This is a genomic window from Photorhabdus luminescens subsp. luminescens, assembly GCF_001083805.1.
GTDB classification, from domain to species: Bacteria; Pseudomonadota; Gammaproteobacteria; order Enterobacterales; family Enterobacteriaceae; genus Photorhabdus; species Photorhabdus luminescens.
In genome coordinates, this window is record NZ_JXSK01000008.1 from 348503 (window position 1) to 362969 (window position 14467).

Sequence of the window (14467 nt, forward strand, 5' to 3'; positions counted from 1 at the left end):
GATGGCTTCCTGCGTATTGCAGCATTGAGCACGGACCGTTGATTATCCGGCTCGTTGAGAACAGCGGAGGGTTAAAGGGAAAATCCTAGCACTTTGGCTGGGATTTTTCTCACTAATACATATCAAATAGCCAAAGTAAAAACCCAGCTAAAGCACCTGCTGCTCCAATTTGCAAATGAACCCCTATATTGTCTTTGATGGAACAAAAAATATCGGCTTTGTCTATAAACCATAAACTGAAAGCTTGTGAGATAACACTCAGCAAGAAAACAGCCAAGAAAAAAGAAAATGATAGATAACACATAATCACTATTGATTTCATTTTATTTTTTTTCATCTTGCTGTTTTCCTTCTTGTACTGCTCCCCCAACAGTAGAGTTGAACCAACCTGATACGGCTGAATCACCAACGTTACCAACCACTGATGGGACTGAACTTTGTCTCGCAGGCTTTGTAATTGTCCAAATCCCGATTGGTTCCCATTCAAGTTGTTTCGATATTGGATTGAAAATCTTCTCCATTGGAATTTTCAGAACATTACCAGCCGTGTAACCTGCACTGGCACCTCCTTTACTCAATATCGCATTTAAGAACGGATCATCCCCTTTAATTTCCGCAGTGTAGTAACCACCTATTGCATTCCACGTTACAGTGGGGTTGTAACCTTTTCCAGCAGTAATGGCGCCAACAACACCTGCACCAATCAAATCAGAGAGTTTTACTTCTTTCGTCGTACCATATTGAATAGCCGCATTCATACCACTGGTGATCCCTGCTGCAAGTAACTGTTCTTTGCCTTTTGCTCCCTGAATCATCGCCTTTGCACCAAAGACCATTACAGGCCATGAAGTTGGATCTAAGGCGACAGCGGCAACTCTGTCAGAAGTGGTAATATTATCCTTCAAAAACTGCAAATCCTTACCATTCAAATACTGCACTATCTTGATGGCGTCGGGATCTTTTAATTTCTCTGACAATCGAATTTGTAACGATCCCTCATCAAGCGCAACATTCGTATTTGCTTGAATAATTTCTTCATAAGTCACGCAGGTAATCCCCCCTCCTTTGCATTTTTCCTCTAATTCGGCGCTATTCTTATTGCTGGTATCTAAATACTTCTGAATGACAGCACCACAGTCACCTCCTTTAGCCTTACACTCCGCCAGTTCTTTATCAAAACTTCTGCTTTCATCTTCGTGCAAGTAGTTATTCTCCACAACAACTCACTCCAGTGCGAACTTCACCGACGAACGCCGCTTTTCCTAATGCCACCAGTCAGTTACAACCCATTTTTTCCAATGTCCGTTCACCGCCGAACCCAAAACTCCCTGACGCGCTTTTCGCCTCCGAAGGCCGGTTTTTCCCGCCGTGCCCTTGTCAGGGGAGCCCCTTTTTCGGCAACGGGCGAACGTCGCCCAGCTTGTCTGGGCGGCGGGTGCCCGTTCTGCGGGCGCGGGCGGCACAGAGCCCGTAAGCGGCGCCCCTGCGACGCTCTGAACAACTGGCGGCTAAAAGGAAGATCCCAACTTTTGGGGTGCAGTTCATTTACCACCGGGCAGCCGGTGCAGGTCAGCATTGAACACGGACTGTTGATTATCCGGCTGGCTGACAGCTAGAAGGAAGATCTCTGTACAATGAACCGCACCTTAATCAGTTAGGTTCTGATTTTTAGGTGCAGTTCACATTGGCTGGGATCTTTTACTATCTAATTAATGTTCCCCATTTAACGGATATAAAAGGTTTTAACCTAATTTCAACCTCTGTTCTTGTGTCAGCAAAGATAATTTCAGAATGTATATACTCTCCGTTTATTTCATCCTTAATTTTAAAACTGTTAACACCTTCACTCAGATATCCCGCTATTCTGTTTCCATTTAGCTCTAATATTGTCTGTATCCATCCTTCTAATACATTGAAAGAAAAAACTAAGTGGATTCCAGTATCATCAGTAAACTCATATGCAAAATGTCTATCTGACTTATTAACCAATGTTGGTTCACTTTCAAAGAAGGAAAGTAAATCTAGTTCATCCGGATAGGATTCAATAAACATTATTTTTTCCCTTCTTTCGGTATGGTAGTGATAAAACGTCTAGTTCCATCAGGCATAATTTCAAATGAAGTTTCAAGTTTAGTAGCTTTGCCTGAGGGACCGAACAGCAAAGACTCTCTGACCTCATATTTACCAAATTTGTCAGTATATACCTGCACTATATTCCCCTTTGTCTTAGGCACTTTTGAGAGGTGTTCCATAAGATATTGAGCACCTTTATCGTCTGTTGGAATTCCTAAGCGCCTCATAGATTGTTCCATTTGAGTAGATCGATCGGTATTATGCTTACCACTAGTCACTCTCCCAAATAAGTAGTTAACTTTATTCGGATCAATAACCACATTGCTTTTTGCAGCTTGTTGATCAAGCATCGAAAATTGCTGCTTAGAATTCAGATCTACTGAGTTCTTACTATTTTGCCCAATCTTTTCCAGTGCCGTTTTCTCTGTATTAACAACTGCACTTGTGCTTCCTTTTGTCGTTGGCGATGATTTCGGTCCTTTACTGCCTTCAACAATAACAGGCAGCGTCATCGCCATTGCAGCGGCAGTCTCCTTACTCATGCCCATCGCTTCAAAGCGTTTTGTCCAGCCGAGTTCGCCTACCTTACCTGTGGCCGCCTGACCTAACGTATTCACTGCCGACAGGTAATTTCTGAACTCAACCGGCAATGTGCCATCCCGGTCCATATTTTTGAGGGTACGTTCAAACACCGGCCACTGATCAACCAGATAACCATACTTCTGCGCACACTGGTTCGGGTTGCTGTTACAGGAGTCCATCATTTCCTGCTGATTACGGATATTGGTCTTCACCATATCCTTGATCACCTGTTGACAACTTTCCCCTTCGCAGGTTCGGACTTGCTGCGCGAAGCGATCCAGATCATTCACGCTCAGATAGTTATTCTCAACCGCATTCTTCGCCGTCTGCGCTCCATCAACGCCGCCCGCTGTCGAATCTGTCACCAGCCCTGCCGCTATCCCTCCTGCCAGCGTAGACAAATTACTGATTTTTTCCTTCTCATCCGCTGTCAATTCGCTCAATTTCTTATCCGGGTAAAGCGCTCCGGCGATAACTGAGGCCGCCAGCTCGCCACCCGCAGCCCCCACCGACCCTGCAATAGCTGAACCCCCTTTCAGCTCGGCTATCACCCCGCCCAGAATCGCATGCGCCACCACGTTTGTCGCTTTTTCCTCCGGAGTTAATTGCTCATATGCCTTATCTCCGTAGGTCACCTTTTTCACCGCATTCGACAGATAAGGGGCCGCCCCGCTGGCTATCGCGGCCTTAATATCGCCACCCGCCAAACCTTGAAGAGCCGCAACTACCGCGGTTACCGCCTGACGACGATTACCACCAATATCCGCCCCCTGCCCTTTGATGGCGCCGTCATAGGCTATCTTATACGCCCTATCCGCAATGGTTTCCGCTGTGACAATACCGTTTTCCTGCTTTAACTGCGCCTCCGCTTGCTGTTTCAGCGCCTGCTGCCTTTCCGGGTCTTTCAATGCTTCCGTGGCTTTTTTCGTTGCAGTGATGGCTTCCTGCGTATTTCAGCATTGAGCACGGACCGTTGATTATCCGGCTTGTTGAGAACAGTTGACGGCTAAAAGAAGGAAGATCCCGGCCACATTGAAGTGACCGGGACGCCTAATTAACAAAAATCCTGTTCTATATTGCCTTCCGCCTTTAAGATTTCCAAAAAGCGTTGATAAGCCGTTTCATCTAGCTCAAGAAGATCGTCTAATAATTGTTCTTCTATTAATGCCCAATGATGCACACTTTTAGCATCATCATTCGAGAAAAAAATAGTTCTAAAATCTATCGTTGTATCAATAACTGAGACTTCATTAGATTTATATGCCTGTAGACCTCCATAATTTGGTGGTAACCCATAAAAATATGTTTCATCACCAAACCAATATATGGCAAAAACATCAACCATAGAGCCATCTGATTCTTTTATTTTCATTTAACATTATCCTTTATTGAATCTATTATCTTTTTAGGATCCTGTTGGATTCTCTGGGGAGTAGTAATTTTCATGTCATAGGCTTTACCAGTATTTAAGTTGTACTGGTAATGTATAGTTATTGTTTGTCCATTAGGGAGCCTATGTTTCGCCTCCATTTTCTGAAAACCAGCTGCTGTCGGAAAACGGGGATCTTTATTCATACCTAACAATTTACTTCCCTGTAACGGATTTGATTTAACTTGTTTCCAGAAAGTTCATTTAGATCCCTTGGTGCGGCAACTTGTTGCCCCGGTTTCGCGGTAGATATCTTCTCAGCATTTTTGATAAGCTGCTGATGGTAAACCGTATTAGCCGATTTATCACCCAGATTCGTTGTGCCCTGACTGTTTTGCCCAATCTTTTCCAGCGCCGCTTTCTCTGTATTAACAACCGCACCTGTGCTCCCTTTTGTCGTTGGCGATGATTTCGGCCCTTTGCTGCCTTCAACAATAACAGGCAGCGTCATCGCCATCGCAGCGGCAGTTTCCTTACTCATACCCATCGCTTCAAAGCGTTTTGTCCAGCCGAGTTCACCCACTTTGCCTGTGGCAGCCTGACCTAATGTATTCACCGCCGACAGGTAATTTCTGAACTCAACCGGCAATGTGCCATCCTGGTCCATATTTTTGAGGGTACGCTCAAACACAGGCCACTTATCAACCAGATAACCATACTTCTGCGCACATTGGTTCGGGTTACTGTTACAGAAGTCCATCATTTCCTGTTGATTACGGATATTGGTATCAACCATATCCTTGATCACCTGCTTACAGCTTTCCCCTTCACAGGTTCGGGCTTGGTGCGCAAAATTGTCCAGCTCATTGACACTCAGATAGTTATTCTCAATAACAACGCATTCCATTGCGAACCTCACCGACGAACAGCGATTTTCCTAATGCCATCAGTGGTCGCGGTAGGAATAGCCGTTACCGGCTACCCCCCGCACAGATCCGGACGTGCGCTACTAACGCATCCGGCTCCTACCTCGGGTGTTTGGCGTAAAAGCGCTGCAAAGGATAAGGATGTACAATTCGGGGGGACGGTATCCATTTAGTCACCAACTGACTGTAACGCGACCACGTCATTTTGTGCCGCTGGCTTCGCCGTCTCAGTGACTTCAACCACATCCGCTTCACTTCTTCCACAAATTGGCACAATGCTCTGCTGTTGAAGGGGACGCCATAGTAATTGATGTGCCCTTCTATCACTCGTTTCAGCCACCGTCCCGTTTCTTCCGGGCGGTTGTGCAACCGTTGCCGCAGCCCCTGTTTTATTCGCTTCAGTTGTGTTTGACGCCGTTTTCGTTGAGTTTTGCGCATCACCGCATCCTTGCCCGTGTGTAATCGTCCTATATAATGCGTAAATCCCAGAAAATCAAACGTCCCCGGCTTGCCCCTCTCCGGTCGCTCCTCATATTGCTTTAACGCAAAGCGACCAAATCGTACCAACCGGGTTTTCGCTGGGTGTACCTTCAGCCCAAACTGCATCAGACGTCGTTGTAGCAGGGATTGGCACGCCCGAGCATCCTGATGGGTCTGGAAGCCCAGAACCGCGTCATCAGCATATCGGATCATCACCACATCTCCTTGCATGTGCTTTCGCCATGCGTTGAGCCAGAGGTCAAAGCTGTAGTGCAGATAGATATTCGCCAGCAGTGGCGATATGACAGCACCTTGCGGCGTGCCACAATGCGACTTCTGTCGGTGACCGTGTTCATCAACTATCCCCACCGTGACCCACTGCCTGATTAATCGCAACATCCGACCGTCCCTTATCCTGGGCTGAATAAACCGGATGAGCCAGTCATGCTCCACGGTATCGAAGAACCGACTGATGTCCAGATCCAGCACCCAATTGACTTTCCTCTCCATAATTGCCACATTCAGCGCATCCAGAGCATCGTGCGGCCCTCTGCCCGGTCTGAACCCATACGAGAAGCCGAGAAAATCGGTCTCGTAGATTTGATTTAAGACCGTGACAGCCGCTTGTTGCACGATTTTGTCCTCCAGACACAGGATACTCAATGGCCTTTCTGTCCCGTCTTCTTTCAGGATCATCACCTGCCTTGCCGGCTGGGGCCTGTATTGCCCCCGATGAAGTCTGCCGTGGAGCGCATGGAGGTTGTTTTGCAGATTTTCTGCATAGTTTTCCCATGTGATACCGTCGCAGCCCGGGGCAGACTGACGTTTAAGTTGCTGAAAACTCTGACATAACAGTTCTTCACTGATGTGATGGAAAAGGTGAGTAAACTGCTGTTTCCTATCCCTCTTTGCTGCTTTTCGCACAGCCAGCAGGCGTAACGTCGTATTTCCCCGGCTCTGTGTCCGGATACGGGCGCACTGTTGGCTGTTCCCCTTGGTCGGGAGCCTTCCCTCCATCAATTCCGCCACATTGTTTTCTGTTTTGTTCACTGATTTCTCCGGTACTATACTCCCGTCCGACTTCCTGAACTCCATAAGGCTTCCGCTTTGACACTTAGACCTTATCGTCCCAACTGCTCACGATGGGAAACCGTTCAGGATCTCCCAGGTTCCACGCGACGAACTTCCTCACATGCACAGGGTCTCCGACCCCGGGAGGTATGGTCAGGTTTCGCCAATACAACCTGACCATTATAGGTTTCCGCCTAGCTTAACTACGTCACCACCTCCGATTTACCGATTTCGTGGCTCAATACCTGGCCTGTGAGTGCCTTCGCTAACACTTCACGACAGTAGTTACCCACAGTCGCGCATAGCTAAAGGACCGGGCGAGTGGCTAGCTCTTACCCGGAAGGGACTTTCACCCTCTGTTCTATCGCCAGCTTGCCTGGCGTACTAAACGTCCGGTCATCTCACCTTGTTCTTCCCCTCCGGCCCATGCACGCTACCGCTTCCTTATCTTCACCTGGAGACTGACACCATGAGCCGTAGCCGATATACCCCGGAACAAAAACAGCAACATGTGACCCAATGGCGCCACAGTGACCTGACCCGAAAACAGTATTGCGAACAGCATCAGCTGAGTTTTTCCTCTTTCCGCGACTGGATTGCCGACAGTAACAAAATACCCCAACCTCTCAGCCAGACACTGCCCGCCCTCTTGCCGGTTTCACTCCAGCCTGACGACGCGCACACCGTCACCCTGCATACCCCAGACGGCTATGCCATCGCCTGTCCATTGACGCTGTTGCCTGACGTGATGCGGGTACTGGCCCGATGCTGAAACCGCAACAGCTCTTTTTGGTGCGCGAGCCCGTCGACATGCGCCGGGGCATTGATGCCCTGACCCAGCACCTCGAAGGATTGAATTTGCGCTGGCAGGACGAAGCCGCTTTTGTCTTCTGCAACAAGGCCCGCTCCCGTCTCAAGGTGTTGCGCTGGGACCGACACGGCGTCTGGCTGTGTACCCGCCGTCTGCGCCGGACCCATTTTGTCTGGCCGAAGCAGGGCGAGCGCAGCTGGGTGATGACGCCCGCCCAGTTTGACTGGCTCATCCGCGGCATTCACTGGCAACAGGTCGAGGGAGATGACCTGTCCGGCTGGCGAAGCTAATTCCGCTACCCCGGTCACACTTTTACCGGATAACGACGGGGAATTATCCGGTACACTGTCGGCATGACGCTCAATGACTTAATCGCGCTGGATGACCCCGGCCAGTTCCGCCTGCGGGCACTGGCGCTGCTTCAGCAACAATGTGATTATATTCGCCAGCTGGAAGAGGCCCTGAAACAGGCGCAACGCTGGCGTTTTGGCGCGCACAGCGAAACCCTGCCTGCCGGTCCCAAACGCAGTCAGTTTGAGGAAGATGCCGATACCGATATCGCGGTGCTGGAAACCCAGCTGTCACGCCTGCATATCAAGGAAAACGCGACCCCGGCCCAGCCTAAACGTCAGCCTTTGCCGGCGACTTTACCCCGCGAAGATATCCGGCTGGCGCCGGAGACGGAGAGCTGCCCGGATTGCGGTCATGTCCTGCGCTTTTTACGTGATGAAATCAGTGAGCGGCTGGAATACCGTCCGGCTACGTTTATCGTCCGGCGTTATGTCTGTCCGCAGTACAGCTGTGCGGCCTGCCAGCGGATCCATGCCAAAGCCCAGCCCGCCCGGCTGATTGAAAAGGGCCTTCCGGAGCCGGGGTTGCTGGCTCAGGTGGTGGTCGCTAAATATCGTGACCCCCTGCCGCTCTACCGTCAGCAGCAAATCTATGCCCGCAGCGGCGTGACCCTGGCCCGCAGCACCCTGTCGGACTGGGTGGGGCAGGCGGCTGTGGCATTGCAACCGCTGGCCGATGCCCTGAAGCAGGCGTTGCTGACGTCCCCGGTACTGCATGCCGATGAGACCCCGTTGCCGATACTGGCCCCGGGAAAAGGCCAGACCCGGCGCGCCTATTTGTGGGCGTCTGTCACCGGCCCCGATACCTCGCCGGCAGTGGTGTACTATGAGCTGCATCCCGGCCGCAGCGGCCGTTATGCCCAGAGCCTGCTGAAAGACTGGTCGGGCGGCACGTTGGTGACGGATGATTATGCGGGTTACAACGCGCTGCATGCCCGGGCGGATATCACCGAAGCGGGTTGCTGGGCTCACGCCCGCCGCAAATTTTTTGACCAATACAAAGCGAGCCAAAGTCCGGTGGCGAAACAGGCGCTGGATGGCATTCGTGACCTGTACAAGCTGGAGCGAAAAATCAAACACCGGCCCCCGGATAAACGGCGTCAGTGGCGACAGCGTTATGCCCGGCCGTGGCTGAATGAGTTCCGGTCCTGGTTGCAGACGACTCAGGCCCAAACGGCCCCCAACTCCGGGTTACGCAAAGCGATAGATTACACGCTGAAGCGCTGGCCGGCGCTGGTGTGTTATCTGGATGATGGCCGGGTGCCGATAGACAACAACCGGGCGGAGAATGCGGTCCGGGGTGTGGCGCTTGGTCGAAAGAACTGGCTTTTTGCGGGCTCGCTCTGCGCAGGGCAACGTGCCGCCATGATAATGAGCCTGCTGGAAACGGCCAAAGCCAACGGACATGAGCCCTGGGTCTGGTTGCGTGATGTCCTTACCCGGTTGCCTGTCTGGCCGAACAATCGGTTGAATGAGCTGCTGCCCTGGCCTGAGAATCGCTTTACTTAAACTCGTTTTTTTTGTCAAGGTGAGATGACCGGACGTTTACGTTCGAAAGCCCAACGCCGCTATAAAATCGGCTATATCAGCCGATGTCACCCTGACCGCAGCACCGGCATGACCCGCTATTACAGCCAGCATCCCAGCTTGCATTTGAAGGGCAACTGGCTACGAGAAGCCGGATTTTCCACCGGGCAAGCTGTAAAAGTGAGTATTGAACAAGGACAGCTGATTATTCAGCTCGTTGAAAAGGACTGACAACTAAAAGAAAGATCCCAGCTCTTAGGCTGGGATCTTTTTACGTTCTCAACAGGATACAGTGTTAAGCGTAACGCTCTGTCAGTGCTTTCATATGCCTTTCTACCGTATCCTTACTGTCAGGAAAAGCATTGATATAAGTATCAGATATATACTGCATCAGCATCACAAATTGATTTGGCGTAATTTCTGAACTTTCAAATTCCCCCAAGAAAAAGGTGACGTAATCAAAATCCTCAGGAATATCCCAATCCTGATCCAAAGAGTAACCAAACCCTTCAGATGGAGAAAAACCATACCCCTTGCTGGCATTGAGCAAAAAGTTCATAAAGGAAATTTTGTTGTTATATAAAGATTCATAAAGAACTTCATATAAATCCCTACCCTCATTTTGAACAAGGTAATGTTCAATATTTTTTAACCAATTTATGTGTTGATCACTCATTTAGAAGTCCTCGCAGGCATAGTAATAAATGCATTATTAACCTGCCCTGTCTTAGCATCTCTGGTTACTTGAAACCAATATCCATCAACTTTTGCGGAATACTGTCTATGATTAGGATTATCCCTAAAATAATTTTCTGCTTGCTTAGCTGCCTTATTGGACATATCAGCAATCTTGGTATCGGATAACACCCTAGGATCATAAGTCGTTTTAACCGTTTCTTTTTTAAAGCCTATTTGTTGACCTCGTCCATTTATTGCAGGAATTTGATATTTGTACTCAATTAATCCCGGATAACGTTTATCGGTAATTTTGTGGTTAATTTTCCCACCCGTCATTTCAACAGACTCTAAGAACGCATCCTGCTTGTGAGCTCCAGAAATTGTTCCCATCTTACGATTAACAACACCTAATTGAGTATTATGTTTAGTTACATCGGCAACAAAACTTTCTGGAATTAAGTGATTAGTCGTTTTCCCAGTTTGATTTTGTAACGCTTTTGGCGGCGACTTCGGCCCTTTGCTGCCCTCAACAATAACCGGCAGCGTCATTGCCATCGCAGCGGCAGTCTCCTTACTCATGCCCATCGCTTCAAAGCGTTTTGTCCAGCCGAGTTCGCCTACCTTGCCTGTGGCAGCCTGACCTAACGTATTCACCGCCGACAGGTAATTTCTGAACTCAACCGGCAATGTGCCATCCCGGTCCATATTTTTGAGGGTACGTTCAAACACCGGCCACTGATCAACCAGATAACCATACTTCTGCGCACACTGGTTCGGGTTGCTGTTGCAGAAATCCATCATTTCCTGCTGATTACGGATATTGGTATCGACCATATCCTTGATCACTTGTTTGCAGTCATTCCCCTCGCAAGTGCGGGCTTGGTGCGCAAAGTTGTCCAGCTCATTCACGCTCAGGAAGTTATTCTCAATAACAACTCACTCCAGTGCTAACTTCACCGACGAACGCCGCTTTTCCTAATGCCACCAGTCAGTTACAACCCGTTTTTTCCCATGTCCGTTCACCGCCGAACCCAAAACTCCCTGACGCGCTTTTCACCTCCGAAGGCCGGTTTTTCCCGCCGTGCCCTTGTCAGGGGAGTCCCTTTTTCGGCAACGGGCGAACGTCGCCCAACTTGCTTGGGCGGCGGGTGACCGTTCTGCGGGCGCGGGCGGCATAGAGCCCGCAAGCGGCGCCCCTGCGACGCTCTGAGGCACTGTGGCTTCGGGTTGCGCATAGCCTTGCATGACCACACGGTTTTGTTCAGGGAAGCCCCCCGGGGGGCTGCACGGGGCGGCGATGGCGAGCACGGGAACGAGCAACGGAGCGCAGCGCAGTGTGAGCCGCGCGCAGCCAGTGAAGCAGGGTTGGGGCGGGGGGCGGTAAATTAGCGGAGGCCGCAGGCCGACCTGCCTTCAGGGGTGTTGACTGGACGATAACGCGGCAGCTAAAGAAGCACGCTGAGTTGCCGATGGCCGGCTCAGATGCTGACAGCAGAAGGCGCCAGCCTTGTGCGCCACACCCGCCAATGCCAACCCGCGGGGGCGCCAGACATAATGCCAATTATACGCATTAAGCCGCTCATGGATGCTCAGGTTGTTACCTTTGCTCATCGGCGCAGTGCGTATAATTCCCTCGCATTATGTTGAATAGGCGTTGGGCGGCCTGGACCGGCTCTACGGGGACGCCAGAGGTTAAGCCGCCTGACGACTATTTACCCCCGCGTGCGCCGATGCCAACGGGCAGTCCGGCCACGGTCTGCCCCCACACCGAACCCGCCCAGCTTAACGGGGGCGGGCGGACAGTCAGCGGATATCGGGGTGTCAAGTCGGCGTCGGGCTGTCTGGCGGCGTGTCAGCTTCGGCGTACAGGTCGGCCAGTAAACCCACCTCATCGGCGTCGCTGACTTTTTCGTCGGCCATTTGCTCCGCCGGGTGGGTGCTGGCATGTACCACCTGCAAGGCCCGGATAGAGACCTGCGTATACACCTGGGTGGATTCCACGCTGGCATGGCCTAACATCGCCTGTATCCAGCGCAGGTCCGCCCCGTTCTCCAGCATCTGGGTTGCCATCGCGTGCCGGAACAGGTGGCAGGCGCCTTTTTTCTCAATGCCGGCGGCCCGGATATAGCCGCTCACGGCATGGGTGATACCGTTCGGTTGCAACCCGTCCAGACCGTCCATCGCCACGAACAGCGATTGAAGGTCCGGGGTGACCAGCAGTTGCGGGCGAACCTGTTGCTGATAGAACTGGAGCCAGCTTAAGGCCCGTTCGCCGAGGGCAATACCCGGTCTTTATTGCCCTTGCCCTGCCGGATGGTCACCGTTTTGCGTGCCCCGTCAATGCTGTAGATATCGAGCCGGGCCGCTTCACTGCGCCGTATCCCCGTTGACCAGAGCAGTTCCATCAATGCCCGGTCGCGTGCGCCCTGCAACGTATGCGGGTCAGGCAGCGACAGGATATGCTCGATTTCATCAATGCTCAGGATATATTTTGGCAGCCGTTTTTCTTCCCGCGGCAATTCAATGTCCGCTGCCGGGTTCGCCAGTATCAGGTTCTGTTTCGTCAGCCATTTGAACCACACCTGCAACGGCTGCAACTGCGTGCGCTGGGTGCGGATACTCAGCGGCTCCCCGTTGGTCTTGCGGTACTGGTACAGGTAGCGCTGGTAACGTTCCAGTATTGGCCGCGTGATATCAGCGGCAGAGTACAGGCCCCGTTCGGTGGCCCACAGGATAAAGCGGTAAGTATGATGGGTCTGCACTTTCAATGTCGTCTCCGACCAGTTCCGCTCCTGCCGCCACGCCACAAAGCGCAGCAGCAGCGCATACAGGCTTTTTGGGTCATGCGCTGGACCCACCGGCTGACGGTAGACGTCATCGACGGTCAGGAGACTTCCTTTGCGCGGTTTACGGTTTGCCATGATTGACCTCCGGTTGAGATTGAGTGGCGGGCGCAGACAAGGGGCGCGTTTTCTTTTTTCCTTTTATCACTGTGTCTTCCGTTACCCCGACTTGTGGCACGCTGAACCCTTGTTCTGTCTGCCCTGATGGGGATTTTTTCACCCCAGACTTGACCCTAACTTGACCCAGACTTGAGGCAGACTTGCGTTCATTTAAGTCAGACTTGCTCTCATGACCTGTCGGGATGGCTTCCGATGTTTTATCCCTGTCGGGCACGGGCAATGCGTCTCTGTGATTATTTTCCTTAATAATAGCGTTTTCATCTGCCCGGACTTGTGCCCCCGCTGACTCTTGTGCTGTCCGGGCTGATGCGGGTTTTTCTTCCCCAGACTCAGGCCAGACTTGCCCCGGACTTGGGGAAGACTTGCGACCTTCCGGGTCAGACTTGCGTTCACTGCCGGCGGTTTCTGAGTCCGGTTCTCCGACATCCAGCAGGCCGCACAGGTGGGCTGCGCCGTTGTCTTCCCCGTCCCACAGCAGTTCATAATGCAGCAGGTGTCCCCGGCTGCCGCCATGCAACAACAGGTATTCCATTTCCGTCAGCCGTTGACAGTGGTTCTTGAGCTGGCTGTCGCTCCAGTGGGTAAAGGCGCGGATATCCCGCCGGGTAAAGCGCACTTCGTTTGGCTGGCAGTGCTGGATTTGCGCTTGTGCGTTCACCATCTCTTGTATCAGCAGTAACAGCTTACGCGTCTGCGGCGGCATTTCATCCAGCGTGCGCCCCAGCACCTCATGCGCCAGCCGGTTGGCGAGGGTAATGTCGTCTTGGGTGATTTCGATATATTCGATGACCTGTCCGCGGTGGGTCGTTTTCTTCACTTCACGTTGATACTGGCGCAGCAAGGCAATGGCCTGTATCAGCGTCAGGTATTTCATATGGTCGCGCCGCATCCGGGTTTTGTCTGACAGGAACGTCAGTTGATGGGCGTAAGGATTGACCACTTTCAGCGGCCTTAACAAGCGCTGGGCGTTCTGGTGTAACTGCGTCAGATAACCTTTCTCTGAGTCAGCCAGCAACCCTGCCAGTGTCTGACGGTGCCGTTGCATCGCGTGGATGGCCTGCGTCTGCTCGCGCGATTCGTTGACCGTCAGCACCAGACAGCGGTTCAGCAGCTCTTCATCCACATCAATGGCCGTCGTCGTTAACATCAGCATGACCGGTCCCTGCACCTTGTATTCCCGCGTCACCAGTTCGCCGCTCTGTTCGTTTTTGCCGGTGCTGGCGATTTTCAGCTCGCCGTCGGACTGTAACAGTTTCAGGGCATAGGCCGCCTGCCGCACGCCTTCCTCTTCGGCGATAGCCAGTATCTTGTGTTGCAGGCTGGTTTCCCCCAGATAGTACAGGCTCTGTCCGGTCATCGCCGAGTACTGGATACGCTCCTCTTCCGGCATCAGGTTCAGCACGGCGTCCATCAGGGAGGATTTCCCGCCGCGCTGCTGCTCTGGATTAACACGGCCAGCGGTTTATCCAGTTTGCGCGAGACCGCCGCCAGATACCCGGTCAGCAGATTGGTCGATTCGCGACCACGCCACAGGCGGCCATGTCGTTGATAATCTGTTCTGTCAGGTTTGGCGATGTCAGCAACGCCAGCGCGGCGGCTTCATCTTCTGCGCTGACCGTGACTGCGGTTGTCCCTGA

Annotated in this window: 15 protein-coding genes and 2 pseudogenes; 4 read left to right on the top strand and 13 right to left on the bottom strand. The window is 51.8% G+C overall.

The window, feature by feature from the left end:
* Positions 1-112 precede the first annotated feature (112 nt).
* The 8 genes from TI10_RS18290 to ltrA all read right to left on the bottom strand — a co-directional run bounded on the left by TI10_RS18290 (position 113) and on the right by ltrA (position 6525).
* Positions 113-337, bottom strand: coding sequence for a hypothetical protein (locus tag TI10_RS18290; RefSeq protein WP_049584802.1), 225 nt, complete (start codon positions 335-337; stop codon positions 113-115).
* Positions 324-1217: a hypothetical protein gene (locus tag TI10_RS25715; protein WP_208599781.1), complete on the bottom strand. Its 894-nt coding sequence runs from the start codon at positions 1215-1217 to the stop codon at positions 324-326. Before TI10_RS25715 ends, TI10_RS18290 begins: the two co-directional genes overlap by 14 nt.
* Before the next feature lie 484 nt (positions 1218-1701).
* Positions 1702-2052: a hypothetical protein gene (locus TI10_RS18305; protein ID WP_049584804.1), complete on the bottom strand. Its 351-nt coding sequence runs from the start codon at positions 2050-2052 to the stop codon at positions 1702-1704.
* On the bottom strand, positions 2052-3563 hold the full coding sequence (locus TI10_RS25720; RefSeq protein WP_053093481.1) for a VENN motif pre-toxin domain-containing protein: 1512 nt from the start codon (positions 3561-3563) through the stop codon (positions 2052-2054). Before TI10_RS25720 ends, TI10_RS18305 begins: the two co-directional genes overlap by 1 nt.
* A gap of 146 nt (positions 3564-3709) precedes the next feature.
* The gene (locus TI10_RS18315; RefSeq protein WP_049584805.1) at positions 3710-4027 is read right to left on the bottom strand and encodes a hypothetical protein; all 318 of its coding nucleotides are present in this window, start codon (positions 4025-4027) and stop codon (positions 3710-3712) included.
* Positions 4024-4239, bottom strand: a complete 216-nt coding sequence (locus TI10_RS26195) for a hypothetical protein (RefSeq protein WP_244161651.1) — start codon at positions 4237-4239, stop codon at positions 4024-4026. The genes TI10_RS18315 and TI10_RS26195 overlap by 4 nt, the downstream gene beginning before the upstream one ends.
* Positions 4233-4931 carry a hypothetical protein gene (locus tag TI10_RS18325; protein WP_049584807.1) on the bottom strand — a complete coding sequence of 233 codons (699 nt, stop codon included), beginning with the start codon at positions 4929-4931 and terminating at the stop codon, positions 4233-4235. The genes TI10_RS26195 and TI10_RS18325 overlap by 7 nt, the downstream gene beginning before the upstream one ends.
* Positions 4932-5049: 118 nt before the next feature.
* Positions 5050-6525 (bottom strand): group II intron reverse transcriptase/maturase, encoded by a 1476-nt coding sequence (gene ltrA, locus TI10_RS18330; protein ID WP_049584808.1) that lies wholly within the window; start codon positions 6523-6525, stop codon positions 5050-5052.
* Positions 6526-6970: 445 nt separating this feature from the next.
* Here ltrA and tnpA point away from each other — a divergent pair, with 445 nt between their 5' ends.
* From tnpA to TI10_RS18350, 4 genes are all read left to right on the top strand, one after another.
* On the top strand, positions 6971-7273 hold the full coding sequence (gene tnpA, locus TI10_RS18335) for an IS66 family insertion sequence element accessory protein TnpA (RefSeq protein ID WP_074525126.1): 303 nt from the start codon (positions 6971-6973) through the stop codon (positions 7271-7273).
* Positions 7267-7602 (top strand): IS66 family insertion sequence element accessory protein TnpB, encoded by a 336-nt coding sequence (gene tnpB, locus TI10_RS18340; protein WP_049584810.1) that lies wholly within the window; start codon positions 7267-7269, stop codon positions 7600-7602. Before tnpA ends, tnpB begins: the two co-directional genes overlap by 7 nt.
* 63 nt (positions 7603-7665) lie before the next feature.
* Positions 7666-9171: an IS66 family transposase gene (gene tnpC / locus TI10_RS18345; RefSeq protein ID WP_049584811.1), complete on the top strand. Its 1506-nt coding sequence runs from the start codon at positions 7666-7668 to the stop codon at positions 9169-9171.
* 24 nt (positions 9172-9195) lie between these two features.
* On the top strand, positions 9196-9420 hold the full coding sequence (locus TI10_RS18350; protein WP_049584812.1) for a SymE family type I addiction module toxin: 225 nt from the start codon (positions 9196-9198) through the stop codon (positions 9418-9420).
* Between the two features lie 64 nt (positions 9421-9484).
* On the opposite strand, the gene TI10_RS18355 is transcribed toward TI10_RS18350, so the two are convergent.
* From TI10_RS18355 to TI10_RS18380, 5 genes and pseudogenes are all read right to left on the bottom strand, one after another.
* The gene (locus TI10_RS18355; RefSeq protein ID WP_049584813.1) at positions 9485-9865 is read right to left on the bottom strand and encodes a hypothetical protein; all 381 of its coding nucleotides are present in this window, start codon (positions 9863-9865) and stop codon (positions 9485-9487) included.
* Positions 9862-10776, bottom strand: a complete 915-nt coding sequence (locus TI10_RS26205) for a CdiA family toxin C-terminal domain-containing protein (RefSeq protein WP_049584814.1) — start codon at positions 10774-10776, stop codon at positions 9862-9864. Before TI10_RS26205 ends, TI10_RS18355 begins: the two co-directional genes overlap by 4 nt.
* A gap of 504 nt (positions 10777-11280) precedes the next feature.
* On the bottom strand, positions 11281-11478 hold the full coding sequence (locus TI10_RS18370; protein ID WP_049581114.1) for a hypothetical protein: 198 nt from the start codon (positions 11476-11478) through the stop codon (positions 11281-11283).
* Between the two features lie 210 nt (positions 11479-11688).
* Positions 11689-12788, bottom strand: a pseudogene (gene xerC, locus TI10_RS18375) (site-specific tyrosine recombinase XerC).
* Positions 12775-14467 (bottom strand): annotated as a pseudogene (locus TI10_RS18380) (DNA primase); the annotation flags it as partial. The pseudogenes xerC and TI10_RS18380, both read right to left, overlap by 14 nt.